Raw genomic sequence first — 25,888 nt, forward strand, 5'->3', positions numbered from 1 at the left:
AGAAGGAACTCACGTGACCACCGCCCCCGCCGTCGCCTCCATGAGCACCGAGCAGGCCTCCTGGTTCTCCCAGACCTTCACCCGGCTGGTCGACAACGTCGGTCAGGCGGTGCTGGGCAAGCCCGAGGCCGTCAAGTTCGCCTTCACGTGCCTGCTCTCGGGTGGTCACATGCTGCTCGAGGACTACCCGGGCACCGGGAAGACGTCGCTCGCGCGCTCGCTCGCGGCGACGGTGCAGGCCAGCCACAGCCGCATCCAGTTCACGCCGGACCTGCTGCCCAGCGACGTCACGGGCGTCACGATCTTCGACCAGAACAAGCGCGAGTTCGAGTTCCACCCGGGCCCGATCTTCGCCTCGATCGTGCTGGCGGACGAGATCAACCGCGCCTCTCCGAAGACGCAGTCGGCGCTGCTCGAGGTGATGGAGGAGGGGCGCGTCACGATCGACGGCAAGGCGCACGACGTCGGGCGCCCGTTCCTCGTGATCGCGACGCAGAACCCGATCGAGCAGGCCGGCACCTACCGCCTCCCCGAGGCGCAGCTCGACCGCTTCCTCATGAAGTCCTCCCTGGGCTACCCCGATCACGACGCGACCGTGAACATCCTGTCCGGCGCCGCGGTCCGCGACCGGTCCGCGACGCTCTCGCCCGTGATCACCGCCCAGGCCGTCGTCGAGATGATCGACCTCGCCGCCACCTGCTACGTCGACCCCGCCGTGCTCGACTACGTCTCGCGCATCGCCGCGGCCACGCGGCAGGCGGCCGACATCCGCCTCGGCGTCTCCGTCCGCGGCGCCCTGGCGCTGGTGCGGGCCTCGAAGACCTGGGCGGCGTCGCAGGGCCGCCACTACGTCGTGCCGGACGACGTCAAGGACCTCGCCGAGCCCGTCCTCGCCCACCGCATGGTGATGGACGCCGAGGCCGAGTTCGACGGCGCCACCTCCGCCGTCGCCCTGGCCCGCGTGCTCGCCGACGTCGCACCGCCGCAGCAGCGCGCCTGAGCATGTCCGCCCCGTCCTCCACCTCCCGCCGGCCGACGCCCGTCGCCGGCACGACCACGCTCGGTCGGCTGTTCCGTGGCACGCGCGCCACGCGCTCCACGCTGCAGGCGGGGCTGCGCCAGGTCACGCCGGTGCTGGGGTGGGCGAGCCCGACGGCGTGGGTCGCGCTCGCCGTCGCCGTCGCCGCCCTCGTCGCCGCCCACCAGCTCGGCTGGGTGGAGCTGGCGGCCCTCGGCTGGGGCCTCGGGGCCGTGCTGCTGGCGGCGTCCGCGTTCATGATCGGGCGCCACCCCTACGAGGTGCGGCTGCGGCTGCGCGAGCACCGCGTGACGGTCGGGGACCGCGCCGTCGGCGGCATCACGGTGCGCAACGTGGGGGACCGGCGCGTGCTGCCCGCGCGCATCGAGCTCCCGGTCGGTGCCGGTCGGGCGGGGTTCGCGCTGCCCTCGCTGGCGGCCGGCCAGGAGCACGAGGACCTCTTCGCGATCCCGACGTCTCGGCGCGCCGTCATCAGCGTCGGCCCGGTCAGCTCGGTGCGCGGCGACCCGGTCGGACTCGTGCGGCGCACCGTGACGTGGACGAAGCCGCAGGACCTCTACGTCCACCCGCGCACCGTCCGGCTCACGAGCAGCCACTCCGGGCTCGTGCACGACCTCGAGGGCCGCGAGTCCCAGGACCTGACCGCCTCCGACCTCACGTTCCACGCGCTGCGCGAGTACGCCCCCGGCGACGACCGGCGCAGCATCCACTGGCGCTCGAGCGCCCGCACCGGGACGCTCATGGTGCGCCAGTTCGTCGAGACCCGCCGCTCGCAGCTCGTCATCGCCCTCTCGTGCCGACCCGAGGACTACGGGAAGGACGCCGAGGAGTTCGAGCTCGCGATCTCGGCGCTCGGGTCCTACGCCCTCCAGGCCGTGCGCGAGCAGCGCGACATCGCCGCGGTCACCACGCGCGAGACCCTGCGCGCCTCGACGCCGGACGCGCTGCTGGACTCCCTCACCGCCGTCGAGCAGGGTGCCGGCGGGCAGACGCTGACGGAGACGTGCCGGGCCGTCGCGCGCGACTACCCGCGCGCCGCGATCATCGTGCTCGGCGTCGGTTCCGAGCCGGGCCCGCGCGAGGTGCGCGCGATGGCGTCGGTGCTGCCGCTCGGCGCCCAGGTCATCGCGGTCCGGGCCCAGCCCGGTGCGCCCACGGCGGTGCGTCGCCTGCCCGGACTCACCTCGATCGTGCTCGGCGACCTCGCCGACCTTCCACGCGCGCAGCACCGGAGCGAGCTGTGAGCGGCCCACCCGGAGGCACCTCGCAGGCGCCGGTCCAGGTGGGGGCGCGTCGCGCGACCCGCACCGGGGCGAGCGGCACGGTGCAGCGCGCCGTCGACCTCGCCGTCCCCAGCGTCCTGGTGCTCCTCGCGCTCGCGCCCCTGTGGCCGGTCTACCGCTCGGGCGGGTTCCTCGCGGCCGCGATCATCGGTGTCGCGCTCGGGGCGGGCGTCGCCCTGGTGGGCGCGCGGCGCCGGTGGAACGCCGTCGTGATGGCGGCCGCGACGCTCGGCGTCCTCGTCGTGACCGCGGCGCTCACGGCCCCGACGACGGCGATCGCGGGCGTCCTGCCGACGCTCGAGACGTGGCGGACGCTGGGCATCGCCGTCGTGCGCGTGTGGAAGCAGGTGCTGACGCTGCAGCCGCCGCTCGGGGACGCCGACGGTCTCCTCACGGTGGTCTACCTCCTGGCGCTGGTGGGCGCCGTCGTCGCCGGCACGATCGCGCTGCGGGCGAAGGCGTTGCGCGCGCTGGCGCTGATCGTGCCCGCGGTGGTCCTCGTCGGGGCGGTGCTGATGGGGACGTCCGACGTCGTCGCGCCCGCCGTCGTCGCGGGCGTCGGGGTCGTCGCGGGGCTGGGATGGCCCGCGTGGCGCGCGGGACGCGTCGAGCTCCGACGTCCGATCGGGACCGCCGTCATCGCCGCGGCCGCCGTGCTCGGCGTCGCCGGCGGCACCCTGCTGGGCGCGCCGGACTCCACGCGCCTCGTGCTGCGCGACCACGTGGACCCGCCGCCGCTCGACGAGGAGTACCCGAGCCCGCTCGCCGGCTTCCGCGCGAACCTCAAGGACCACGAGACCGACGTCCTGCTCACCCTCGAGGGCGTGCCGCAGGATCTCGAGCGGGTGCGGATCGCGACGCTCGACAGCTACAGCGGCCTCGTGTGGGACGTCAGCAACGGCGACACGCCCGCGGGCGGTCGGTACCTGCGCGCGACCGACCGCTTCGTGCCCGAGATCGACGAGAGCGCGATCGACATCGGTGTCACCGTCGGCGCCTACGACGACGTGTGGCTGCCGACACTCGGCCGCGTCGAGGACGTGACGTTCGACGGCGAGCGCGCGGGCGACCTCGCGCGCTCGGTCTTCTTCAACGCCCAGACGACCACGGCGATCGTGACGGAGCGCCTGCGGGAGGGCGACGCGTTCACGCTCACCGTCCGACCCGTCGCGGAGCGGCGCGGCGACCAGCTGGGTGGCCAGGTGCTGAGCGAGGTGTCCCTCCCGACCGTCCAGCGCCAGCCCGACGGGCTGGGAGCCCTCGCCGCCCGGCTCACGGAGGGCGCGACCACCGACGCCGCCAAGGTGCAGGCGATGGCCGACGGGCTGGCGCAGCAGGGGTTCTTCTCGCACGGGCTCGAGGGCGACGTCCCCTCCGAGGCCGGCCACGGCGCGGCGCGCATGGCGCTGATGATCGAGGACACCGAGATGATCGGGGACGCCGAGCAGTACGCCGCGCTCATGACGCTCATGGCGCGCGAGATGGGGTGGCCTGCGCGAGTGGTCTACGGCTACCAGCGCGGTGAGGGCGACGACGGCAGCACGTGGCAGGTCACGGGCGAGGACGTGACCGCCTGGGTCGAGGTCCGGTTCGAGGACGTCGGGTGGGTCACCTACGACCCGACGCCCGACGAGAACAACATCCCCATCTCCGAGGACCCGGCGCCGGCGGACCGTCCGCAGCCGCAGATGCTGCAGCCGCCGCCCCCGCCGGTCCCCGCGCCCGACGTCCCGAGCCTCGAGGCCGGGAACGCCGACGTGCAGCCGCAGGAGGACCCCGAGGAGGAGCCCGAGCTGCCCGCCGTCGTGCGGTGGGCCGGCTACCTCGGGATCCCGCTGGTGCTCCTCCTGCTGCCCGCCGTCCTCGCGCTCGCGCTGAAGGGCGGTCGAAGGCGACGGCGGCGGCGGCGTGGCGACGGCGCCGCGCGCGTGGCGGGCGGCTGGCTCGAGCTGCAGGACACCGCGCGCGACCTCGGTCTCGTCCGGACGCCGACGGCGACGCGGCGCGAGCAGGCCGGGGCGATCGAGCGGCACTTCGGGGACGTCGCGGGGTCCAGCGGGGCGCTGGCGCTGCGTGCCGACGCCGCGGTGTTCGGTCCGGTCCCTGCGGACGAGGAGGAGGCCGCGGGGTTCTGGACCCAGGTGCACGGGACCGAGAAGGAGCTGCGCCGCCACACCTCCCCGTGGCGCCGGTTCCGGGCCCGCACCACCTTCGCCTCGCTGCGGCGCCGGGACTGACGGTGTCCTCCGCGCCCCGCCCGCCGTCGTCGCCGTCCCCGCGACCGACGCCGAGCCGCGCCCTCGCGGCGCTCCTGGACTCCACGCCGGACCGGGCGCGCGCCTTCGTCGGTGACGCGCCCCGGCGGGCTGCCGCTGCGGGCGCAGGGGGTGGTGGGGGCGGCGCCGTGCGCGTCCGGGCGATCGCCACGCTGAGCGAGACTCTCGCGCGGCCGAGCCGGTTCGTCCGCCAGGTCGTGGCGCTCCTGCTCGTCGGTGGCGGCGTCGCGCTCGCGACCGGGCGGGTCGGGGCGGGCGGGTCCGAGTCCGCGGCGGTGACGCCGGTCGGTCCGACGGCGGGCGTGATCGTCCTCGGGATCGGGCTCGGGCTGCTCGGCGTGCTGCTCGCCGTCGCCCCGGTGCGGGAGGGGTGGCGGGCCTCGCACGCGCTCCAGCTGTGGCTGGCGCCGCTCGCGAGGACCGCGGGTGCGCCCGGGGCGGGCGTCCCGCAGCTCACCAGCCTGCTGCGCGGTGTGGGGGTGCTCCGCCTCATCGGGTGCGGCGTGCTCGCGGTGGGCGTGGTCATGACGCTCCTCGCGGTGACCGGGGTTCTTGGTGCCCCGGGTGGGCGCGGCGGGCCCGCTGAAGCGGGTGAGGTCCTGGCGGGGGTCGCCGCGGTACTGCCCGCCCTCGTGGCGATCGTGCTGGCGGCGACGACGACGCTGCGGATCCACCGCGGTCGGCGCGGGCACGCGGGTCGCACGAGCGACGAGTCCGAGGTGCGCGCGAGCGACGGTTTCGCGCCGGTGGCGCCCCGATCGGGACTGCCGGTCGGGGTCGAGCCGTTCAGGGCGCCTGCACCCGCGCCATCTGTTCCCGCACCACCGGTTCCTGCGCAACCCAAGCCCACGACCGGCCCGGCGGCGGCGAGCGGCCCGGCGTCGACGGCGGGGTCTCCCGCGATTGTGACCGGTATCCCGCTCGAGCCGAGGCCCCTGCCGCTCGACCCCGGTGACCCCACCCCGTTCGCCACGACCACCCGACCGGGACCTCCGCCCGGGTGGCCGGCGACGGCCGCCGGCGACCTCCCCGAGGAGACGGTCGCGCGCAGCGACCTGCCGGAGAACACCGTCACCCGCGCCGACCTCGGGGCCCGGCCGCGGCTCGCCGTCGTGCTCGAGGACGGCGACCGGCCGCGCGCGCTCGGCCCGGGACGCTGGCTGCTCGGCCGCGCGCCGTCGGCCCGCGCGGGGGAGGACGGCCTGCTGCCGCTCGTCGTGGAGGACCCCGCGGTGTCGAAGACGCACCTGCTCCTCGACGTGGGCGACGAGGCGGTCGCGGTCACCGACCGCGCCTCGAGCAACGGCACGCACGTGGTGCGCGGGGGCGACCGCCGCCTGATCACCGCGTGGCAGGCGGTCGCGCTCGCTGACGGCGACCGCGTCGAGGTCGGCGCCCTGGTCGTGCGGGTGACCTCGACGCCACCGCCGCGATGAGGACGCGTCGTCGGGCGCCCGCGAGTGTGGGTTAGGGTGACGGCGTGCTGCTCGTAGGTGCTCTGCTCCTTCGCTGCCGCGACGAGGCCTGACTCGGCTGGCTCCTCGTCGCGGCGTTCCTGCTGCCCGCCGGAGCACGTCGAAGCGACGAAGGAAGATCGAGCCATGAGCCACCGCCCCTCCACCAACAGCCCCGCCGAGCTGGGCGCCACGCCGATGCCGCTGGCGAAGTACCCCTCGTTCCACCAGGTCAACGGGATCGAGCTGCCCGACCGCACGTGGCCGGGGAAGCGGATCACCGCCGCCCCCGCTGGCTGTCCACCGACCTCCGCGACGGCAACCAGGCGCTCATCGAGCCCATGGACCCCGCGCGCAAGCACCGCATGTTCGAGCTCCTGGTCCGCATGGGCTACAAGGAGATCGAGATCGGGTTCCCGGCCGCGAGCCAGACCGACTTCGACTTCGTGCGCTCGCTCATCGAGACCGAGAAGATCCCCGAGGACGTGACGATCTCGGTGCTGACGCAGGCGCGCACCGACCTCATCGAGCGCACGGTCTCGTCGCTGGTCGGCGCGCACCGCGCCACGGTCCACATGTACAACGCGACGGCGCCGGTCTTCCGCGACGTCGTCTTCCGCACCGACCGCCAGGGCACGAAGGACATCGCCGTCTCGGGCACCCGCGACGTCATGGACTACTTCGCCAAGTACCTCGACGACGGCACGGTGGTCGGGTACGAGTACTCGCCCGAGATCTTCATCGACACCGAGATCGACTACGCGCTCGAGGTCTGCGAGTCCGTCATGGACGTCTGGGAGCCCGACGGCGACCGCGAGATCATCCTCAACCTGCCGGCCACGATCGAGCGCGCGACGCCGAACGTCTACGCCGACCAGATCGAGTGGATGAGCCGGAACCTGAGCCGCCGCGAGCACGTCGTGCTGTCGGTGCACCCCCACAACGACCGGGGCACCGCCGTCGCGTCGGCCGAGCTGGCCGTCATGGCGGGGGCCGACCGCGTCGAGGGCTGCCTGTTCGGCCACGGCGAGCGCACGGGCAACGTCGACCTGGTGACGCTGGGGATGAACCTCATCTCGCAGGGCGTGGACGCCGGGATCGACTTCTCCGACATCGACGACATCCGCCGCACCGTGGAGTACTGCGGACAGATGGACGTCCACCCGCGCCACCCCTACGGCGGCGACCTCGTCTACACCGCGTTCTCCGGCTCGCACCAGGACGCCATCAAGAAGGGGCTGACCAAGCGCGAGGCCGACGTGGCGGCGGCGGGGGCGACGAGAGCGCCGTGCCGTGGACCGTGCCGTACCTGCCGGTGGACCCGCGCGACGTCGGGCGCACCTACGAGGCCGTCATCCGCGTCAACAGCCAGTCGGGCAAGGGCGGCATCGCCTACCTGATGTCGACCGAACGCCACCTGGACCTGCCGCGCCGGCTGCAGATCGAGTTCAGCCGCATGGTGCAGCAGCACACCGACACCTCGGGCGGCGAGGTCACGGCCGAGACGCTGTGGACCATCTTCACGGACGAGTACCTGCCGGCGCCGGCCACCTCCGACCTCGACAGCTGGGGCCGGTTCGCGCTGCGCTCCACGCGCCTGACGTCCGCCGGTGACGGCAGCGACACCGAGCTCGAGGTCACGCTGGTCGACGGCGGGGTCGAGCACCACCTGACCGGGCTCGGCAACGGCCCGATCGACGCGTTCTCGGCGATCCTGCGGCAGCGCGGCGTCGACGTCTCGGTGATGGACTACGCCGAGCACGCGCTCTCGCAGGGCGAGGACGCCGCAGCCGCCGCGTACGTCGAGGCCGAGGTTGACGGCCAGGTGCTCTGGGGGCCGGGATCGACCCCTCGATCACGACGGCGTCCTTCCGCGCCATCGTCTCGGCGGTCAACCGCGCCGTGCGCTGACCGCTCCGACGGGCGCGCCGCGCCCTCGCGCTCCCGCACCTCCGATCGGCGCCCTCTGATCCGCGAGGAAGGACCAACGGTCGTGGGGAAGGACCATCCAGGTCCTTCCCCACGACCGTTGGTCCTTCCTCGGCGGGAGGGCGACGGCGGCGGGGTGTCGGCGGGAGTCAGCGGGGCAGCGGTGAGGCGGTGGCGTCGCGTGCAGGGACGCCGGGTGGGCGCGGCTGCTCCGCGATGTCGGTGGGGTGGGGGAGAATGACCCGGTGAGGACGTACCGGGACGAGGCGATCGTGCTGCGCACGCACGACCTCGGCGAGGCCGACCGCATCCTCACGATGCTGACCCGCGAGCACGGGCTGGTCCGCGCCGTCGCCAAGGGGTGCGCCGCACCTCGAGCAAGTTCGGCGGCCGGCTGGAGCCGTTCGGCGTGATCGACGTCCAGCTCTACACGGGTCGCACCCTCGACGTCGTGACGCAGGTCGACACCCTCGCCCCCCACGGCCGCGCGATCATGGCCGACTACTCACTGTTCACGGCAGCGACGGCGATGGTCGAGACCGCCGCGCGCCTCACCGACGTCGAGCACGAGCCCGCCACGCAGCAGCACCTCCTGCTGGCCGGCGGCCTGCGGGCGCTGGCCGACCGCAGGCACGCGGCCACGCTCGTGCTGGACTCCTACCTGCTGCGCGCGCTCGCCGTCGCCGGCTACGCCCCGACGTTCAGCGCCTGCGCCCGGTGCGGGCTGGACGGTCCGCACCGCGCGTTCTCCGCCCCGATGGGCGGGGCGCTGTGCACCGCGTGCCGCCCGCCGGGGGCGGCCGCCCCGGCGCCCGAGACGTTCCTGCTCCTGGGCGCGCTCCTCGCGGGCGACTGGGCCGTCGCCGATGCGAGCGACGAGCGCCACCGCCGCGAGTCCAGCGGCCTCGTGTCCGTGTACCTGCAGTGGCACCTCGAGCGCCAGCTGCGCTCGCTGCGCCACGTGGTGCGCGCGTGAGGCGCCGCACCGCCGCGGGGCCGACGGCGTGGCAGCCGCACGAGGTCGTCGCGCCGCCCGCGCACCCCTCGGGCGAGACGGCGCCGCGGATCGATGCCCGCTTCGTGCCGAAGCACGTCGCGCTCGTCATGGACGGCAACGGCCGCTGGGCGAACGCCCGCGGCCTGCCCCGGACCGAGGGGCACGCGGCGGGGGAGCAGGTGCTGCTCGACGTCGTCGCCGGCGCCATCGACCTCGGTGTCTCCCACGTGAGCGCGTACGCGTTCTCCACCGAGAACTGGAAGCGCTCGCCCGAGGAGGTGCGCTACCTCATGGGCTTCAACCGCGACGTGCTGCGACGCCGTCGCGATGTCATGAACTCCTGGGGCGTGCGGGTGCGGTGGGCGGGCCGCCGGCCGCGGCTGTGGCGCAGCGTCATCGCCGAGCTCGAGGAGGCCGAGGCGCTGACGGCCGGCAACACCACCTGCACGCTGACGATGTGCGTCAACTACGGCGGGCGTGCCGAGATCGCCGACGCCGTGCGGACCATCGCGGCCGAGGCGGCCGCGGGCCGGATCGACCCGTCGCGGATCAGCGAGCAGACGATCGCCCGCCACCTCGACGAGCCGGACATGCCCGACGTCGACCTGTTCATCCGCACCGGCGGCGAGAAGCGCGCCTCGAACTTCCTCATCTGGCAGTCGGCCTACGCCGAGTTCGTCTTCCTCGAGAAGGCGTGGCCCGACGTCGACCGCCGCGACCTGTGGGCCGCCGTGCTGGAGTACGCGCGCCGCGACCGCCGCTACGGCGGGGCGGTCGACGCCGTGGGGAGCTGACGGCCCGGGCCGAGGGGAGCTGACACGGTGTGCCCGGGCGCTGAGACTCGCGTCCCACACCCCCACGGTGTCGGTGGGCCCTTCTAGGGTGGCGGCATGGCCCTGCACCTCGGCATGATCACCACCGACTCGACCGATCCGCTGCCGCTCGCGCGGTGGTGGGCCGACGTCCTCGGCGGTGAGGTCGTCGCGGAGAACGAGGGCTGGTTCGTCGTCGTCGCCACGGAGGCGGGTGCGCTCGCGTTCCAGAGGGTGGAGGAGGTGACGCCCGGGAAGAACCGGGTCCACCTCGACCTCGTCGTCGACGGCGACCTCGACGCCGAGCACGAGCGCCTCGTCGCCGCCGGTGCCGCGAGCCTGGGGGAGCGCACGGAGGGTGCGGCGCGCTGGTTCACGCTGACCGACCCGCAGGGGAACGAGTTCTGCGTGGCTCCCGAGGACCACCACCCCTGACGCCTGGGCGGGAGGAGCCTCAGGGCGCGAGACCGGCGTCGCGCCGTCGCGCACGAACCCGCAGCACGATCCAGAACGCCACCGCGAGCGCGATGAGCGCGAGGACCGCCAGACCCCACGGCGAGCCCGTCGCCGCCGCGAGCGCGGCGCTCCACGCCGCCCAGCCGACGGTCGCGTAGATCACGGCGTGGGCCACGCAGCCCAGCAGCATCGCGGGCAGGTACTTCGCGAACGGCATCGCCACGACGCCGGCCGCCGCGTTCACGACGGTCTTCGTCCCGGTCGCGAGGAACGAGAGCGGGACGGCGACGACGCCCCAGCGCTCCACCGTGCGCAGGCCCCGGGCGGTGCCCTCGCCCTGGAGCCACCGGTGCACGCGGGTCACCCACGGACGGCGCGGACGGGTGTGGTCCAGCGACCAGCGGGTCACGAGCCGGGCGATCCAGTACGTCAGCTGGGTGCGCAGCAGCACCACCCCGAGGAAGAACGCGAACAGGGGCCAGAACGAGGCCCCGTCGAGGGCGGCGGGCACGGCGGTGCGTCCGCCGGGTCAGGCCCGGGCGCTGCAGGCGGCGCAGAGGCCGAACAGCTCGATGGTGTGCTCGACGTCGGTGAACCCGTGCTGGGACGCGATCCGGCCGGACCACTCCTCGACGGCGGCGGCGTCGAGCTCGACGGCGGTCCCGCACCTGCGGCACACGAGGTGGTGGTGGTGGGACCGCTGGTCGCACCGGCGGTAGCGCACCTCGCCGTCGGGGCCGCGCAGCGAGTCGACCTCACCGACGTCCGCCAGCGCCTGCAGGGTGCGGTACACGGTCGCCAGACCGACGGACTCGCCGCGGTCGGCGAGCATGCGGTGCACCTCCTGGGCGCTGCGGAACTGCTCGGAGTCGTCGAGCAGCTCCGCGACCGCCGTCCGCTGCCTCGTCGTGCGCTGCACCGCTACTCCCTCGTCGTCGTTCCCGCCGGTTCGCACGCGGCCGATCGGGCCACCAGCACGTCGTCCGGGTGGTCCGGGTGCGGGTCGATCGGCCCGCGCGACGGGTCGGTCCGCCGCGCCCGGCTCGCCAGGAGCGGTCGGAGCGCGGCCACACCAGCGTAGACGGCGATCGCCAGGCACACGATGACGGCGCCGGGCGACAGCGGGCGGTAGTAGGTGATGACGAGCCCGCTGACGCACACGAGCACCCCCACCCCCATCGCCAGGCGCATGGTGGCGCGGAACGACGTCGCCACCTGCTGGGAGATCGCCACGGGCAGGATCATGATCGCGCTGACCAGCAGCAGGCCGACCACGCGCATCGCCACCGTCACCGTCAGCGCCGCGACGATCGCGATCATCATGTTGAGCAGACGGACCGGCAGCCCGAGCGAACGGGCGAACTCCTCGTCGTGCGAGACCGCGAACAGCGCCGGGCGCAGGCCGATCCCCACGCCGAGCACGAGCGCGCCGAGCACGATGATCTGCACGAGATCGGCCTGGCTCACCGTCGCGATGGAGCCGAACAGGTAGCCCATGAGGTTCGCCGTCGTGCCGCCCGCGAGGCCGATGATCAGCACCCCGCCCGCGATGCCCCCGTAGAACAGCAGGGCGAGGGCGACGTCGCCGCTGGTGCGACCGCGGTCGCGGACGACGTCGATCGCGAGCGACCCGATGACGGCGGCGACGACGGCGCCCGGGATCGCGAGGGCGTCGTGCGGGGTCAGCGACATGGCGTTGCCCACCAGCCACCCGGCCGCGACGCCGGTGAGGGCGACGTGGCCGATGCCGTCACCGAGCAGCGACAGGCGCCGCTGCACGAGATAGGTGCCCATCACGGGGGCGGCGAGGCCGACCACGACCGCGGCGACGAGCGCGCGCTGCATCAGGGGGAGGAGAACATCTCCACGAGCGTGGTCACGCGAACCCTCCCGGGGAGATGCGGATGGCGGAGCGGTCGCCCGTGGGGCGGTCGCCGTGCGGGTAGCCGCGGCGCCAGTCGTCCGGGCCGCGCGCGTCGTCGCGTTCGAGGTGGTCGCCGTCGTGCGGGTGCTGGTGGTCGTGGTCGTCGTGGTCGTGACCCGGCGCCGGGCGAGGAGGCTCGCCGTCGTGCACCACCGCGCCGTGCCGGAGCACGACGGCGCGCGTGATGAGCGGCGCCAGCGGGCCGGTCTCGTGCAGCACGACCAGCACGGTGACGCCGTCGTCACGCAGCCCCGCCATCGTGCGGGCGAACGACTCCTGGTTCGCGGCGTCGACACCGGCCAGGGGCTCGTCGAGCAGCAGCAGCTCGGGGTCGCGGGCGAGCGCGCGGGCGATGAGGACGCGCTGCTGCTGGCCGCCGGAGAGCTCGGCGACGGCGCGGTCGGCGCGGTCGGCGAGGTCCACCCGCGCCAGGGCGCGGCGGACCCGCGCCTCGCCGTCGCGCGGGGGACGCAGCCGACCCGCGGCGAGGAGGCCGGACCGGACGACCTCGACCACGGTCGCGGGGACGCCCGCCGTCGCCGTCGAACGCTGCGGGACGTATCCGATGCGGCCCCACGGGACGCCGGCGCGGCGCGTGACGTCGGCACCGAGCATCGTGACCGTTCCCGCGGCGGGCGGCAGGACGCCCACGAGGGTGCGCACCAGCGTCGACTTGCCGGACCCGTTGGCGCCGAGAAGCGCCACGAACTCCCCGCGCGCCACGGTGAGGTCGACCTCGCGCAGGATGCGCGAGCCGCCGAGGTCGACCGAGAGGCCGCGGACGTCGACGACGGCGGCAGGCGTCTCCTCGACGCCGGTGCGGGGCGCGCTCACGCGCAGGTCAGCGCGTCGCGCAGCGAGGCCAGGTTGCTCTCCATCACGTCAAGGTAGTCCGCCTCGGGGTCGGCCTGGTTCTCCAGCGGGTCGAGCACGCCGGTCGTGATGCCGAGGTCGCCGGCCAGCACCTCCGCCACGCGGGGGTCGATGAGCGACTCCGTGAAGATGATGTTCACACCCGTGTCGCGCACGACCTGCTCGATCTCGCGCAGGCGTGCGGGGGAGGGCTCGGCGTCGGGGTCGATGCCCGAGATGCCCTCCTGCTCGAGGCCGTAGGCGGTCGCGAGGTACCCGTAGGCCTCGTGCGCGACGACGATCGTGGTGGTCTCGCACTGCGCGAGGCCGGTGCGGTAGGACCCGTCCAGGCCCTCGAGCTCGGTGCGCAGCGTGGCGGCGTTCGCCTCGAAGTCCGCGGCGCCGTCGGGGTCGACCTCGCTCAGCTGCGCGGCGACGGCGTCGGCCGCGTCGGCCATCCGGATCGGATCGAGCCAGAAGTGGGGGTCGAGCGTCCCGTGGTCGTGGCCCTCCTCCTCGCCCTCGTGGTCGTGCTCCTCCTCGTGCGCGGCGTCGCGCAGACGGGCGGCGCCGGCGACGTCGATCGCGGTCGGGGCCGCCTCGGTCACGGCGGTGTCGACGGCGGGCTGGAACCCCGAGAGGTAGACCACGAGGTCCGCGCGTCCCACGCTCGCGACCTGGGCGGGGGAGAGCTCGAGATCGTGCGGCTCGGCCCCTGCGGGGGTGAGGCTCGAGACGGTGACGGCGTCGCCGCCCACGCGCTGCGTGAGGTACTGCAGGGGGTAGAAGGAGGCGAGCACGTCGACCGTGTCGCCGGCGGCGTCGCTCGCGGTACCGCCACCGTCGCCGCACGCGGCGAGCGGGAGGGCCAGGGCGAGGGCCGAGATCGGGACGAGGGCACGACGGAACCGGAGTTGCATGAGAACGATTCTCGCCCCATTGAGAATCGTTGTCAAAAAGTGGTGGCGGTCACGTGGCCCGGCGATCGCCGCCACGGTTGCGGACGGGCAGCCGGGCGGCTGACCGTGCTCGCGCTGTAGTTTGGGTGGCTGCGCCGCGCACCAGCCAGGTGCGCGCTCGAACGCCGCCAGGAGCATCATGCCCTCCCGTCTCGATTCCGTCATCGCCCTCGCCAAGCACCGGGGCTTCGTGTTCCAGTCGGGTGAGATCTACGGGGGTTCGCGCTCCGCCTGGGACTACGGACCGCTCGGCGTCGAGCTGAAGGAGAACATCAAGCGCCAGTGGTGGCGCGCGATGGTCACGCGCCGGGACGACATCGTCGGCCTCGACTCCGCCGTCATCCTCCCGCGCCAGGTGTGGGTCGCCTCGGGCCACGTCGGCGTCTTCACCGACCCGCTGACCGAGTGCCTCTCCTGCCACAAGCGGTTCCGCGAGGACCACCTGCTCGAGGAGTTCGAGGAGAAGAAGGGTCGGGCGCCCGAGAACGGCCTCGGCGACGTCGCCTGCCCGAACTGCGGCACCCGCGGGCAGTGGACCGAGCCCCGCGACTTCAACATGATGCTCAAGACCTACCTCGGCCCCGTCGAGGACGAGTCCGGGCTGCACTACCTGCGCCCCGAGACCGCGCAGGGCATCTTCGTCAACTACGGCAACGTCGCGACGGCGGCGCGCAAGAAGCCGCCGTTCGGCATCGCCCAGATCGGCAAGTCGTTCCGCAACGAGATCACGCCGGGCAACTTCATCTTCCGCACGCGCGAGTTCGAGCAGATGGAGATGGAGTTCTTCGTCGAGCCGGGCACCGACGAGACGTGGCACCAGTACTGGATCGACACGCGCATGGAGTGGTACACGAGCCTCGGCATCGCCGCGGACAACCTGCGCCTGTACGAGCACCCGGCCGAGAAGCTCTCGCACTACTCCACGCGCACGGTCGACATCGAGTACAAGTTCGGCTTCACCGGGAGCGAGTGGGGCGAGCTCGAGGGCATCGCGAACCGCACCGACTTCGACCTGAAGACGCACACCGAGCACTCCGGCAAGGACCTGTCCTTCTTCGACCAGGAGAAGGGGAGCGTTGGGTGCCGTACGTCATCGAGCCCGCCGCGGGCCTCACGCGCTCGCTCATGGCGTTCCTCGTGGAGGCCTACCACGAGGACGAGGCGCCCAACGCGAAGGGTGGAGTCGACAAGCGCACCGTGCTGAAGCTCGACCCGCGCCTGTCGCCGGTCAAGGCCGCGGTGCTGCCGCTGTCCCGCTCCGGCGACCTCTCGCCCAAGGCGCGCGCGCTGGCGGCCGAGCTGCGCGAGCACTGGAACGTCGACTTCGACGACGCCGGTGCCATCGGCCGCCGCTACCGCCGCCAGGACGAGATCGGCACGCCGTTCTGCGTCACCGTCGACTTCGACACGCTCACCGACGACGCCGTGACCATCCGCGAGCGCGACACCATGACGCAGGAGCGCGTGGCGCTCTCGCAGGTGGCCTCGTACCTGGGCGCGCGCCTGCTCGGGGCGTGACCCACGCGTGAACGAGCAGCGGCGCGGCGGCGCGGAGCAGGGCGGGCCCGGTTCGGACCCGGCCCCGACTGACGGCTCCGTCCACGCGCACGGCCACGCCCACGGCCACGGTCCGGTGCAGCTCCCCGCGCGGGAGCTGCGCCGGGCCCGGATCATGCTCGCCGCGATCGTCGTCCCCCTCCTGCTGGGGACGATCGCCGGGCTCGTCGCGCTGTGGCCGAAGGGCGAGTCGATCGCGGGCTCCATCCCGATGACGGCCTCGGGGCTGTCCTTCGAGACGGCGCGCATCACCGACGTGCCCGGTACGCCGGGCGCGGAGGTCGTGGCCGAGTTGCTGACCGGTGACGGCGCGGGCGTCGAGGTGCCCGTGTCGGTCGGCGAGGACGTGCTGCGCGAGCCGATCCCGGTCGGTGCCGAGATCCTCGTGCTGTTCCAGGCCGACCAGCTCGAGGCCGGTGCGAGCTTCACCCTCGTGGACTACAAGCGCGAGGTGCCGCTGATCTGGTTGGCGGTGGCCTACGTCGCCCTGGTGGCGCTCGTCGCGCGATGGCGCGGGCTCGCCGCCGTCGTCGGGCTCTCGGCCTCCCTGGCCGTGATCGGGCTGTTCGTGCTGCCCGCCCTCATGGAGGGTGTCTCGCCGCTGCTGGTCGCGCTCGTGGGCTCCAGCGCCATGATGTTCGTCTCGGTCTACCTCGCGCACGGGGTCTCGATCAGGACCACGACGGCGCTGCTCGGCACGTTCGTCGGCCTGGCGGTCACGACCGTGCTCGCCATCGCCTCCGCCGCCGGCTCGAACCTCCTCGGCACGGGGTCGGAGGAGGGATACCAGGTCATGTCGACGTTCCCCGAGATCAGCATGCGCGCCCTGCTCGTGTGCGGGTTCGTGATCGCGGGGCTCGGCGCGCTCAACGACGTCACCATCACGCAGGCCAGCGCCGTGTGGGAGCTGCACGCCAGCGATCCGACGGTGCCGCGCCGGCGCGTGTTCCTGCGGGCCATGCGGATCGGGCGGGACCACATCGCCTCGACCGTCTACACGCTCGCGTTCGCCTACGTCGGCACCGCGCTGCCGATGCTCATGATCGCCTCGATCTACGATCGCTCACCCGTGCAGCTCATCACCTCCTCCAGCATCGCCGAGGAGCTCGTGCGCACGCTCGTGTCCTCCATCGGTCTCGTGCTCGCCATCCCCGTCACGACGGCGATCGCCGCGGCACTCGTGCGCACGTCGCGCCGCGACGAGCGGCAGCTCGGCGGCGTGGTGATCGCCGCCGGGGGTGGGACAGCGGTCGTGGCGGCCGCGACGCCGTCGGGCTCGGCCGGATCGGCTCCCGACCCGGCCGCGGGATCCGAGGCGTCCTCGGGCGACGGCGAGCGCGAGCCGGGCGCGGGCGCGCCGCTGCGCCGTCGTGATCTGCGCGAGCGCCGGTCTGGGACCATGGAGGAGTGAGTCTCACCCTCGGTCGCCGCACGCTCGGCACACCCGTCGTCCTCGCGCCGATGGCGGGCGTGACCAACGCGCCGTTCCGCCAGCTGTGCCGCGAGGCCGCCCGCGCCGGGCTGCCGGCGGCCGGCGAGTCCGGGGCGGACGCCGTGCTCGGGGCCGACGTGCCCGAGGGCATCTTCGTGTCCGAGATGGTCACGTCGCGCGCGCTCGTGGAGCGCACGCCCGAGTCGATGCGCATCATCACGCCCGCGCCCGACGAGACCGTCCGCAGCGTGCAGCTGTACGGCGTCGACCCGGCCACCGTCGGCGCCGCGGTGCGGATGCTCGTGAGCGAGGACCGCGCGGACCACATCGATCTCAACTTCGGCTGCCCGGTGCCCAAGGTGACCAAGCGCGGCGGGGGAGCGGTGCTCCCGTGGAAGCGCGACCTGTTCGCCGCGATCGTGCGCGTCGCCGTGCGCGAGGCGGCGCGCGGCGACGTGCCGCTGACGGTGAAGATGCGCATGGGGATCGACGCCGATCACCTCACCTACCTCGAGGCGGGCCTCCGCGCCCAGGACGCCGGCGCCGCGTGGGTCGCGCTGCACGCGCGCACCGCGGCGGAGTACTACTCGGGGCACGCCCACCGCGACGCGATCGCGCGTCTCAAGGAGACCGTGACCGACATCCCGGTGCTCGGGAACGGGGACATCTGGTCGGCGCAGGACGCGCTGGACATGGTGGCGGAGACGGGGTGCGACGGCGTCGTGGTCGGGCGCGGGTGCCAGGGGCGGCCGTGGCTGTTCACCGACCTGGTGGCCGGCTTCGCCGGGACGGGCCGCGGCGTGCGTCCGGGCCTGCGGGACGTGGCTCGGGTGCTGCGCCGGCACGGCGAGCTGATGATCGAGCACTTCGACGGCGACGAGGGTCGCGCGCTGCGCGAGCTGCGCAAGCACATGGCTTGGTACCTCAAGGGCTACGCGGTGGGGGGTGACGCGCGGCGCGGTCTCGCGCTCGTGGACTCGCTGGCCGACCTGGACGCCAAGCTCGCCGCGCTCGACCTCGACCAGCCCTATCCCGGCGAGGCGGCCGAGGGGCAGCGCGGTCGTGCGGGGACGCCGAAGATCCCCAGCGTGCCGCAGGGCTGGCTCGACTCGCGCGAGATCGACGCCGAGCTGGCGGCCTCGCTGCACGAGGCCGAGCTGAGCGTCTCGGGCGGCTGAGCGTCTCGGGCGGCTGATCGCCGCCGCCTCGCGCCCCTCGCGAGAGTTCACGGGGGTCGCGAGGGGCGACGACGGACTCGTCGGGGTTCCGCGGGAGCGAGACCTGGTGGTCGGTGCTGCGCACGAGTCGTGCCAGCGCCTGCTGCGCTCGGGTTGGTCGGACGCGGTGTCCGACCTCTAGACGGCGAAGACGCTGTCGAACGCCGCTGCGGGCGGGGTGAAGGCCAGCCGTCGGACGAACTCCAGCGCCTCGGGAGCGCCGATGAGGCGGTCCATCCCGGCGTCCTCCCACTCGATGGACAGCGGTCCGTCGTAGCCGATGGCGTTCAGGGTGCGGAAGCACCGCTCCCACGGCACGTCGCCGTGTCCCGTGGAGACGAAGTCCCAACCGCGGCGCGGGTCGGCCCAGGGAAGGTGGGAGCCCATGCGGCCGTTGCGGCCGTTGCCGAGCTGACGTTTCGCATCCTTGCAGTCGACGTGGTAGATCCGGTCCTGGAAGTCCCAGATGAATCCGACGGGGTCGAGGTCCTGCCAGACGAAGTGGGACGGGTCCCAGTTGAGACCGAAGGCCTCGCGATGGTCGATCGCGTCCAGGGCGGCCACGGTCGTCCAGTAGTCGTAGGCGATCTCGGAGGGGTGCACCTCGTGCGCGAACCGCACACCTTCGCCGTCGAAGACGTCCAGGATCGGGTTCCAGCGGTCGGCGAAGTCCTGGTAGCCGGCATCGATGAGGGACTGGGCGACGGGTGGGAACATCGCGATGTACTTCCAGATCGACGAGCCCGTGAACCCCACCACGGTGTCCACGCCCAGACCGCGGGCGGCCTTGGCGGTCAGCTTCATCTCCTCGGCCGCCCGCTGTCTCAGCCCTCGGCGTCCCCGTCGCCCCAGACCTGGGGCGGCAGGATCGCGCGGTGGCGCTCGTCGATGGGGTCGTCGCAGACGGCCTGTCCCTTGAGGTGGTTGGAGATCGCGTGGACCGACAGGCCGTGCCGGTCGAGGATCTCCCTGCGCGAGCGCAGGTAGGCGGGGTCCTCGGCGGCTCGCCAGACGTCGAGGTGATCGCCCCAGCAGGCGATCTCGAGGCCGTCGTAGCCCCAGCCCGCGGCCAGCTCGGCGACCTCCTCCAGGGGGAGGTCGGCCCACTGGCCGGTGAAGAGGGTGATCGGACGAGACATCAGGGGTGCTCCAATCGGCGGTGATGGGTGAGGACGGAGGGTCCCGCGGAGCGGGTGGCGCCGCGGGACGTCAGCGGGATGCGGCGGCCGGCGTGGCTCCGGCGGCCGGGGCGGGGTCGTCGATGAACCGAGGTCGACAGGCGAACCACCCGGCCAGGACACCTGGCACGGCGGTGGCGGCGAGGACGAGGAGCGGGGTCGACCACGATCCGGTGGACTCGCGGAGGAGGCCGAGGCTGATCGGTCCGAAGCACGCCAGCGCGTACCCGGTGCCCTGCACGAAGCCCGACACCGTCGAGGCGGTCTGCGGGCTGCGGGTGCGGCGGTTGATGAGCGTCATGCACAACGGGAACGTGCTCACCCCGACACCCAGTGCGCACACCCAGACCAGCGTTCCCCCGAGGGGTGACAGCACCAGTCCCAGGTAGCCGGCGATCAGGACGGCCGAGCAGACCACCACGACGACGAAGGGGTTGGTCAGCCGTGTGGCCAGCTGAGGTACGACGAGCGCTGCGACGACTCCCCAGGCCGAGTAGAGCCCGACCATCGAGCCGCCGAGCGTGGCGCTCCCGCCGGCATCGGTGAGGACGGCAGGGAGCCAGGTGATGATGCCGTAGTTCGACAACGCCATCATCGCGAACAGGATCACCAGCCCCCAGGCCGTGCCCGACCGGGTGATGCGCACCTTCCGCCCGTCCGCAGGAGGGGGCGGAGGCGCGTGGTGGTCGGCGGGGAGTTTGAGCGCCAGGACCAGCCAGACCACGGCTGCCAGCGCTGCCGGCGCTGCCCACACCCCCACCGACACCTGCCAGGAGGACCTCTCGGCCACAGGTACCGCGAGGAGAGGTGCGACGAACTGGCCGGTCTGCATCAGGATGAGGTAGAGCGAGGTCCACAGCGCCAGCCGGTCGGCGAACCACGCCTTGACCAGCGGAACGATGACCACGTTGGCGGCGCCGATCCCCGCGAGCGCCAGGACGGTGGAGGCGATCAGGACGGCTGTCGAGGGCGCGAGCGCCCGCAGGAGCAGCGACACGGTCGTCAGCCCGAGCGCCGCGGCGGCGGTGCGTTCGAGGCCGAACTTCCGCGTGACGACCGGAGCGAGGAAGCCGAAGACGCCGAACGAGGCTGCGGGGATCGTCCCCAGGAGCCCGGCCACGGCCACGCCGTAGCCCAGGTCGCGCCCGATGATCTCCAGCAGCGGTGTGAAGCCGGTGACGGCGGTGCGCAGGTTGACGGCCGTCGTCGCGATCGCCAGTCCCGCCCACACGGCCAACCTCGTCCGGGTTCCCGCGTTGCGCAGAGGTGAGGAAAGGGCCACCCTGAACTCCTCGATGAGTTAGTCGGATGATGGGATCATGGGATGAATCACGGCGAGTCTGCCACACCACCGGCGGTGCGTCGAGTGGGGCTCATCGATCAGGTGGCCTCACGGTTCCGGGACGAGATCGTCGCCGGTCGGTGGCCGGTGGGGCAGCGCATCCCGACCGAGCCCGACCTCGTGGCCTCGGTCGATGCGGGGCGCAACACGGTCCGGGAGGCGCTGCAGTCGTTGGTGCACGCGGGTCTCCTCCGCCGCGAGCAGGGGCGGGGCACCTTCGTGATCTCCGACTCGGAGCTCTCGGGCCCGCTGCGGCGTCAGCTGGCCGGGGGAGTCGTCGGGACTACCTGGAGCTCCGCCTCGCGCTGGACAGCACCGCGGCGTCCCTGGCGGCGCTGCGTCGCACGCCTGCCGACGTCGATCGCCTGCGGACGCTCCGTGCCACGAGGCTCGGCAGCTGGCAGGAGGCCGAGCCGGAGCTGCGCGCCCGGGCCGATCTCGACCTGCACCGAGCTGTCGTGGTGGCGACCCACAACCCGCTCTACCTCCAGCTGTACTCGAGCATGATCGAGGTGTTCGCCGTCCACATGCGGGACGAGGACGCGGAGGTGGGCGGGGCGCACGAGCTCCACCACGACCTGGTGGAGGCGATCGCGCAGGGCGAGGCCGACCGGGCCGTCGCGGTGGTCTCGGAGATCTTCCGACCCCACACGGGGTGACGGATCCGTGGCCGCCCGAGCACCACGGAGCCCTCGCGAGCTAGCGGTGCGACGGGGGCGGGGTGGGGGCGGCCGCCGTCGAGCCGCGCACGATCAGCTCGGGGGCGAAGCGCAGCTCGATCGGGTCGGTCCGGCCGGCCATGGCTGACAGCACGGTGTCCACGACGGCCTGGCTCATCGCGTCGACCGGCTGGCGCAGCGTCGTCAGCGGCGGCGAGGTGAAGTTCATGAAGGGCGAGTCGTCGAACCCGACGATCGAGACGTCCTCGGGCACCCGCAGACCGGCCTGGGCCACGGCCCGGACGGCGCCGAGCGCCATGATGTCGCTGCCGCACACGATCGCCGTCGCACCCTCGCGCAGGAGCACGCGCGCGGCGGCCTCCCCGCCCTCGACCGTGAAGAGCGACGTCAGCACCCGGTGCTCGGCGTCCGGCCCGACCCACCGCTTCATCGCCGTCACGAAACCCTCGCGCTTCTGCGCGGCCGGGATGAGGCGGTCGGGCCCGACGGCGAGCGCGATCCGACGGTGCCCGAGCGAGGCGAGGTGGCGCACGGCCAGGTCCATCCCGAGGCGCTCGTCCACCGAGACCGACGGTGCGGCGAGCTCGTCGCGGTGGCCGTTGACCAGCACGAACGGTACGCCGCGCTCGGCCAGGCGCTGATAGCGCGCCACCGGCGCCTGGGAGTCCGCGTGCAGGCCGTTGACGAAGACGATGCCGGCGACGTCGGCCGACATCAGGGTCTCGACGTACTCGTCCTCCGTCACGCCGCTCGAGGTCTGCGTGCACAGCAGCGGGGTGTAGCCGTGGTGCGCCATCGCCGTCTCGATCGCCTGCGCGAACGCGGGGAAGACCGGGTTGGACAGCTCGGGGACGACGAGGCCGACCAGGCCGGCCGACGGCGCCGTCATCCGCCGCGGCCGCTCGTACCCCAGGAGGTCGAGCGCGTGGTAGACCGCCTGGCGCGTCGACTCGGCGACACCCGGCTTGCGGTTGAGGACGCGCGACACCGTGGCGGTGCTGACCCCCGAGTGCTCGGCCAGATCGGCCAGACGGGTGCGCGGCACGTCGTGGGTGGTCACGTCTGCTCCTCGGTGGGCGGCGGTGCCTCGCGGTGTGGTCGGCGTCGGACCGGGCGTCCGACCCGTCGCGGCATCCGCTGCAAGGTACCGCAAACCCTGCGCGCGCTCCCGTCGATACCGCGGTCCAGTCGCGGTGCCGGGCGCGCTCCGTGCGCTGTTGGTTGCGTCACAGTTGCGTCACGGATGCCACGGTTTGCGCAAGACGCCCCCACGTTGCAGCAACTTGCAGTACCGTTCCCGCAACGCAGCGTCGCGTCACCCGGCCAACGAGGGCCGGAGCGCGCTGTCGATCCGAGACCACGGGAGCGAGCTCATGCGCAGATCAACCATCACGGCCGCCCTCGCCACGGCGGCCCTGCTGCTCACGGCGTGCGGCGGGGGAGGTGGCGGCACCGACGAGACCGCCACGGGCGGAACTGACGAGACCTCTGCCGAGGAGGAGACCTCCGCCGCCGAGAGCGAGGGCGAGGAGGAGGCGCCCGTCCGCGGCGACCAGGACCTCGTGATCTGGACGGACGACGTCAAGTTCGACGCCGTCACCGCCGCCGCGGAGGCGTTCGGCGAGGCGAACGGCATCTCGGTCGGTGTGCAGGCGATCGTCAACACCCGCACCGACTTCATCACGGCCAACGAGGCGGGCAACGGCCCCGACGTCCTCGTCGGCGCGCACGACTGGATCGGCCAGCTCGTCTCCAACGGCGCCATCGACCCGCTCCAGATCTCGGGCGACTCCCTCAGCGGGTACGCGGACCGCGCCGTCTCCGCCGTGACCTACAACGGCCAGCTCTACGGCGTCCCCTACGGCGTCGAGTCCCTCGTGCTGTACTGCAACACCGAGTACGCGCCCGACACCTACGCCACGATCGACGACGCCATCGCCGCCGGTCAGGCGGCCAAGGACGCCGGTCAGGTGGACTCGGCCCTCAACATCCCGCAGGGCGTCGACGGCGACCCCTACAACATGCAGCCGCTCTACACCTCGGCCGGCGGCTACCTCTTCGGCGTCACGGCCGACGGCACCCCCGACCCCGCCGACCTCGGCGTCGGCACCGAGGCCGGCCAGGCCGCCGCCGCCAAGCTCGCCACCCTGGGCTCCTCCGGGTCGGGTGTCCTCTCGACCGCGATCTCCGGCGACAACGCGATCGCGCTGTTCGCGGACGGCCGCGCCGCGTGCCTCATCTCCGGCCCCTGGGCCCTCGGTGACGTGACCACCGGCCTCGGTGCCGACGGCTTCACCGTGCAGCCGATCCCCGGGTTCGCCGACGGCGGCCCCGCCGTCCCGTTCATGGGCGCGCAGGCGTTCTACGTGGCCTCGAACGGCGCGAACAAGAGCTTCGCGCAGGCGTTCGTGACCGGCACCACCGGTGGTTCCCTCAACACCGAGGAGACCATGCAGATCCTGTTCGACAACGCGAACCTGCCGCCGGCGATGACGTCGGTGCGCGAGACCGCCGCGGCGGCCGACCCGCTGGTCGGCGTGTTCGGCGACGCGGCCGACCAGGCCCAGCCCATGCCGGCCATCCCCGCCATGGACCAGGTCTGGACGCCGCTCGGCCAGGCCTACGCCGCGATCATCGGCGGCGCCGACCCGGCGGCCACCATGGTGACTGCGGGCGAGACCATCAGCTCGGCGATCGCCAGCTCCTGACGCGACTCCCGGGGTCCGCCGCCAGCGCGGCCGGGCCCCGGGAGCGCCCACGTCCGCACCGCAGCGGACCGGCCCACCCTCGTCACCACCCGGGAGCGTCTCGTGACCCAGACCCTCACGCCCACGCCGCAGCGTCGCGACGTCGGCCCGCCGCGCCGTCGGCACCCCCTCACGATCGACGCCCGCACCTCGGGCGGCCTGATCGTCAAGATCGTCAGCCTCGGGCTCGTGCTGGCCCTGGCCATCGCCCTCACGCCGACCCTCGTGGCGACGGCGAACTGGGCCTTCCTCGCCCTGCTGTGGGCGACGGTCCTCGTCGTCGTCGCGGTCTACCTCACCGGTCGCGTCGTCCCGGCCAAGTACCTGCTGCCCGGCGTCCTCATGCTGGTGCTGTTCCTCATCTACCCGATCGTGCTGACGTTCCAGCTCTCGACGACGAACTACAGCGACGGCACGCGATCCAGCAAGGACGCGGCGATCGCGCGCATCGTGGGCACGTCCGCCGTCCAGGTCGAGGGCGGCGCGGTCTACTCCCTCGTCGTCGGAACGCAGGGCGCGACGACCACCGGCCCGTTCGAGATGCTGCTGGTCGACGCCGCCACCGAGCAGGCGTTCGTGGGCTCGGAGGAGGAGGGCCTCACCGAGCTCCCCGCCGACGCCGTCACGATCGAGGCCGGCACGATCACGGCCGCCGACGGGTACACGATCCTCACCCGCCAGGAGCAGAACGACCTCAGCGGGTCGGGTCAGCCTCTCGACGGCTTCGCCGTCCCGGTCGACGACGACACGGTCATCAAGGCCCAGGGCTTCCAGGCGATCGAGATGCGCACGCCGCTGATCTACGACGAGGACGCGGACACGATCACTAACGACGACACGGGAGTCGTCTACACGGCCGAGCGCGCACCGTCGGGTGACCGCTCCTACTTCGTGGACCCCGACGGTCAGCGCCTGGCGACCCAGTCGTGGTCGGAGAACGTGGGGCTGTTCAACTTCGAGCGCGTCTTCTCCGACCAGCGGATCACGGGCCCGTTCATCTCGATCCTCGGCTGGACCATCGTCTTCGCCGTCGGGTCGGTCGGCAGCACGTTCCTGCTCGGCCTGTTCCTGGCGACCACGCTCAACGAGACCCGGATGCGGGGCCAGCGCGCCTTCCGGTCGTTCCTGATCATGCCGTACGCGATTCCCGGGTTCATCTCGCTCATGGTCTGGGCGGGGTTCTGGAACAGGGACTACGGGCTCGTCAACGACATGCTCGGCACGGGGATCGACTGGTTCGGGGACGCGACGTGGGCGAAGGTCGCGGTGCTCCTGACGAACCTCTGGATGGGGTTCCCGTACATGTTCCTCATCTGCACGGGCGCCCTGCAGTCGATCCCCTCCGACCTGAAGGAGGCCGCGGCGATCGACGGCGCGACCGGCTTCGGCCAGTTCCGGCGCGTGGTCTTCCCCTCCTGCTCGTCTCGACGGCGCCGCTGCTCGTGTCCTCGTTCGCGTTCAACTTCAACAACTTCAACGCGATCCAGCTGCTCACGGAGGGCGGCCCGTTCACGCCCGACAACCCGACGGCGGGCGGCACCGACATCCTCATCAGCTACACCTACCGGCTCGCGTTCGGCAGCGGCGGGTCGCAGATCGGTTTCGCCTCGGCCGTCTCGGTGCTGCTGTTCGTCCTCACGGGCGTGCTCGCCGCCATCCAGTTCCGCGGGACCCGCAAGCTCGAGGAGATGAGCTGACATGACCTCCGCACCCGATCCTCTGGCGGCGACCGTGGCGACCACCGCCGTCGTCAA

18 protein-coding genes and 5 pseudogenes are annotated in these 25,888 nt (G+C 73.1%); 15 read left to right on the forward strand and 8 right to left on the reverse strand.

The features are described from left to right. The first annotated feature begins 40 nt into the window (after positions 1-40). The 8 genes and pseudogenes from QQK22_RS04660 (at position 41) to QQK22_RS04695 (ending at position 10,225) form a co-directional block, all read left to right on the forward strand. Positions 41-1,000: an AAA family ATPase gene (locus tag QQK22_RS04660; protein ID WP_284252542.1), complete on the forward strand. Its 960-nt coding sequence runs from the start codon at positions 41-43 to the stop codon at positions 998-1,000. Between the two features lie 2 nt (positions 1,001-1,002). Continuing rightward, positions 1,003-2,283 (forward strand): DUF58 domain-containing protein, encoded by a 1,281-nt coding sequence (locus QQK22_RS04665; RefSeq protein ID WP_284249770.1) that lies wholly within the window; start codon positions 1,003-1,005, stop codon positions 2,281-2,283. After that, the gene (locus QQK22_RS04670; RefSeq protein WP_284249777.1) at positions 2,280-4,559 is read left to right on the forward strand and encodes a transglutaminase-like domain-containing protein; all 2,280 of its coding nucleotides are present in this window, start codon (positions 2,280-2,282) and stop codon (positions 4,557-4,559) included. Before QQK22_RS04665 ends, QQK22_RS04670 begins: the two co-directional genes overlap by 4 nt. A 2-nt stretch (positions 4,560-4,561) precedes the next feature. After that, complete coding sequence (locus QQK22_RS04675) at positions 4,562-6,034, forward strand: FHA domain-containing protein (protein WP_284249778.1); 1,473 nt, start codon at positions 4,562-4,564, stop codon at positions 6,032-6,034. Between the two features lie 216 nt (positions 6,035-6,250). Next, positions 6,251-7,963, forward strand: a pseudogene (gene leuA / locus QQK22_RS04680) (2-isopropylmalate synthase). A gap of 263 nt (positions 7,964-8,226) precedes the next feature. After that, a pseudogene (gene recO, locus QQK22_RS04685) lies at positions 8,227-8,957 on the forward strand (DNA repair protein RecO). Further along, complete coding sequence (locus tag QQK22_RS04690; protein WP_284249780.1) at positions 8,954-9,772, forward strand: isoprenyl transferase; 819 nt, start codon at positions 8,954-8,956, stop codon at positions 9,770-9,772. The pseudogene recO and the gene QQK22_RS04690 overlap by 4 nt, the downstream one beginning before the upstream one ends. A gap of 96 nt (positions 9,773-9,868) precedes the next feature. Then, positions 9,869-10,225: a VOC family protein gene (locus QQK22_RS04695; RefSeq protein ID WP_284249781.1), complete on the forward strand. Its 357-nt coding sequence runs from the start codon at positions 9,869-9,871 to the stop codon at positions 10,223-10,225. Between the two features lie 19 nt (positions 10,226-10,244). Here the strand turns inward: QQK22_RS04695 and QQK22_RS04700 are convergent, their stop codons facing one another. The 5 genes from QQK22_RS04700 to QQK22_RS04720 are packed head-to-tail and all read right to left on the reverse strand — an operon-like array spanning position 10,245 to position 13,942. After that, positions 10,245-10,757: a VTT domain-containing protein gene (locus QQK22_RS04700; protein ID WP_284249783.1), complete on the reverse strand. Its 513-nt coding sequence runs from the start codon at positions 10,755-10,757 to the stop codon at positions 10,245-10,247. A gap of 18 nt (positions 10,758-10,775) precedes the next feature. Further along, the gene (locus tag QQK22_RS04705) at positions 10,776-11,165 is read right to left on the reverse strand and encodes a Fur family transcriptional regulator (RefSeq protein ID WP_284249785.1); all 390 of its coding nucleotides are present in this window, start codon (positions 11,163-11,165) and stop codon (positions 10,776-10,778) included. A 2-nt stretch (positions 11,166-11,167) separates the two neighbouring features. Beyond that, entirely contained in the window at positions 11,168-12,091 is a 924-nt protein-coding gene (locus QQK22_RS04710; RefSeq protein WP_284249787.1) for a metal ABC transporter permease, read from the reverse strand. Positions 12,092-12,122: 31 nt separating this feature from the next. Then, complete coding sequence (locus QQK22_RS04715) at positions 12,123-13,004, reverse strand: metal ABC transporter ATP-binding protein (RefSeq protein WP_284249789.1); 882 nt, start codon at positions 13,002-13,004, stop codon at positions 12,123-12,125. Continuing rightward, a complete protein-coding gene (locus tag QQK22_RS04720) occupies positions 13,001-13,942 on the reverse strand; it encodes a metal ABC transporter substrate-binding protein (RefSeq protein ID WP_284249791.1) in 942 nt (313 codons plus the stop codon). Before QQK22_RS04720 ends, QQK22_RS04715 begins: the two co-directional genes overlap by 4 nt. A gap of 178 nt (positions 13,943-14,120) precedes the next feature. On the opposite strand from QQK22_RS04720, the pseudogene QQK22_RS04725 reads away from it, so the two are divergent. From QQK22_RS04725 to dusB, 3 genes and pseudogenes are all read left to right on the forward strand, one after another. Then, positions 14,121-15,499 (forward strand): annotated as a pseudogene (locus QQK22_RS04725) (glycine--tRNA ligase). 115 nt (positions 15,500-15,614) lie between these two features. Continuing rightward, entirely contained in the window at positions 15,615-16,949 is a 1,335-nt protein-coding gene (locus QQK22_RS04730) for a YibE/F family protein (protein WP_284249793.1), read from the forward strand. Next, positions 16,946-18,148, forward strand: coding sequence for a tRNA dihydrouridine synthase DusB (gene dusB / locus QQK22_RS04735; RefSeq protein ID WP_284249795.1), 1,203 nt, complete (start codon positions 16,946-16,948; stop codon positions 18,146-18,148). The genes QQK22_RS04730 and dusB overlap by 4 nt, the downstream gene beginning before the upstream one ends. Before the next feature lie 177 nt (positions 18,149-18,325). On the opposite strand, the pseudogene QQK22_RS04740 reads toward dusB, so the two are convergent. Both QQK22_RS04740 and QQK22_RS04745 read right to left on the reverse strand, forming a co-directional pair. Beyond that, positions 18,326-19,326, reverse strand: a pseudogene (locus QQK22_RS04740) (sugar phosphate isomerase/epimerase family protein). Between the two features lie 70 nt (positions 19,327-19,396). Further along, the gene (locus QQK22_RS04745; protein ID WP_284249797.1) at positions 19,397-20,596 is read right to left on the reverse strand and encodes an MFS transporter; all 1,200 of its coding nucleotides are present in this window, start codon (positions 20,594-20,596) and stop codon (positions 19,397-19,399) included. A gap of 93 nt (positions 20,597-20,689) precedes the next feature. On the opposite strand from QQK22_RS04745, the pseudogene QQK22_RS19170 reads away from it, so the two are divergent. After that, positions 20,690-20,917 (forward strand): annotated as a pseudogene (locus tag QQK22_RS19170) (GntR family transcriptional regulator); the annotation flags it as partial. Positions 20,918-21,042: 125 nt separating this feature from the next. Further along, entirely contained in the window at positions 21,043-21,366 is a 324-nt protein-coding gene (locus QQK22_RS19175; RefSeq protein ID WP_431310181.1) for a FadR/GntR family transcriptional regulator, read from the forward strand. A 40-nt stretch (positions 21,367-21,406) separates the two neighbouring features. Here the strand turns inward: QQK22_RS19175 and QQK22_RS04755 are convergent, their stop codons facing one another. Continuing rightward, positions 21,407-22,447: a LacI family DNA-binding transcriptional regulator gene (locus QQK22_RS04755; protein ID WP_284249799.1), complete on the reverse strand. Its 1,041-nt coding sequence runs from the start codon at positions 22,445-22,447 to the stop codon at positions 21,407-21,409. A 313-nt stretch (positions 22,448-22,760) separates the two neighbouring features. On the opposite strand from QQK22_RS04755, the gene QQK22_RS04760 reads away from it, so the two are divergent. After that, positions 22,761-24,095: a sugar ABC transporter substrate-binding protein gene (locus tag QQK22_RS04760; RefSeq protein ID WP_284249801.1), complete on the forward strand. Its 1,335-nt coding sequence runs from the start codon at positions 22,761-22,763 to the stop codon at positions 24,093-24,095. Positions 24,096-24,197: 102 nt separating this feature from the next. Continuing rightward, entirely contained in the window at positions 24,198-25,826 is a 1,629-nt protein-coding gene (locus QQK22_RS04765) for an ABC transporter permease subunit (RefSeq protein WP_284249803.1), read from the forward strand. The last annotated feature ends 62 nt before the right edge of the window (positions 25,827-25,888 follow it).

The organism is Litorihabitans aurantiacus (assembly GCF_030161595.1).
GTDB classification, from domain to species: domain Bacteria; phylum Actinomycetota; class Actinomycetes; order Actinomycetales; family Beutenbergiaceae; genus Litorihabitans; species Litorihabitans aurantiacus.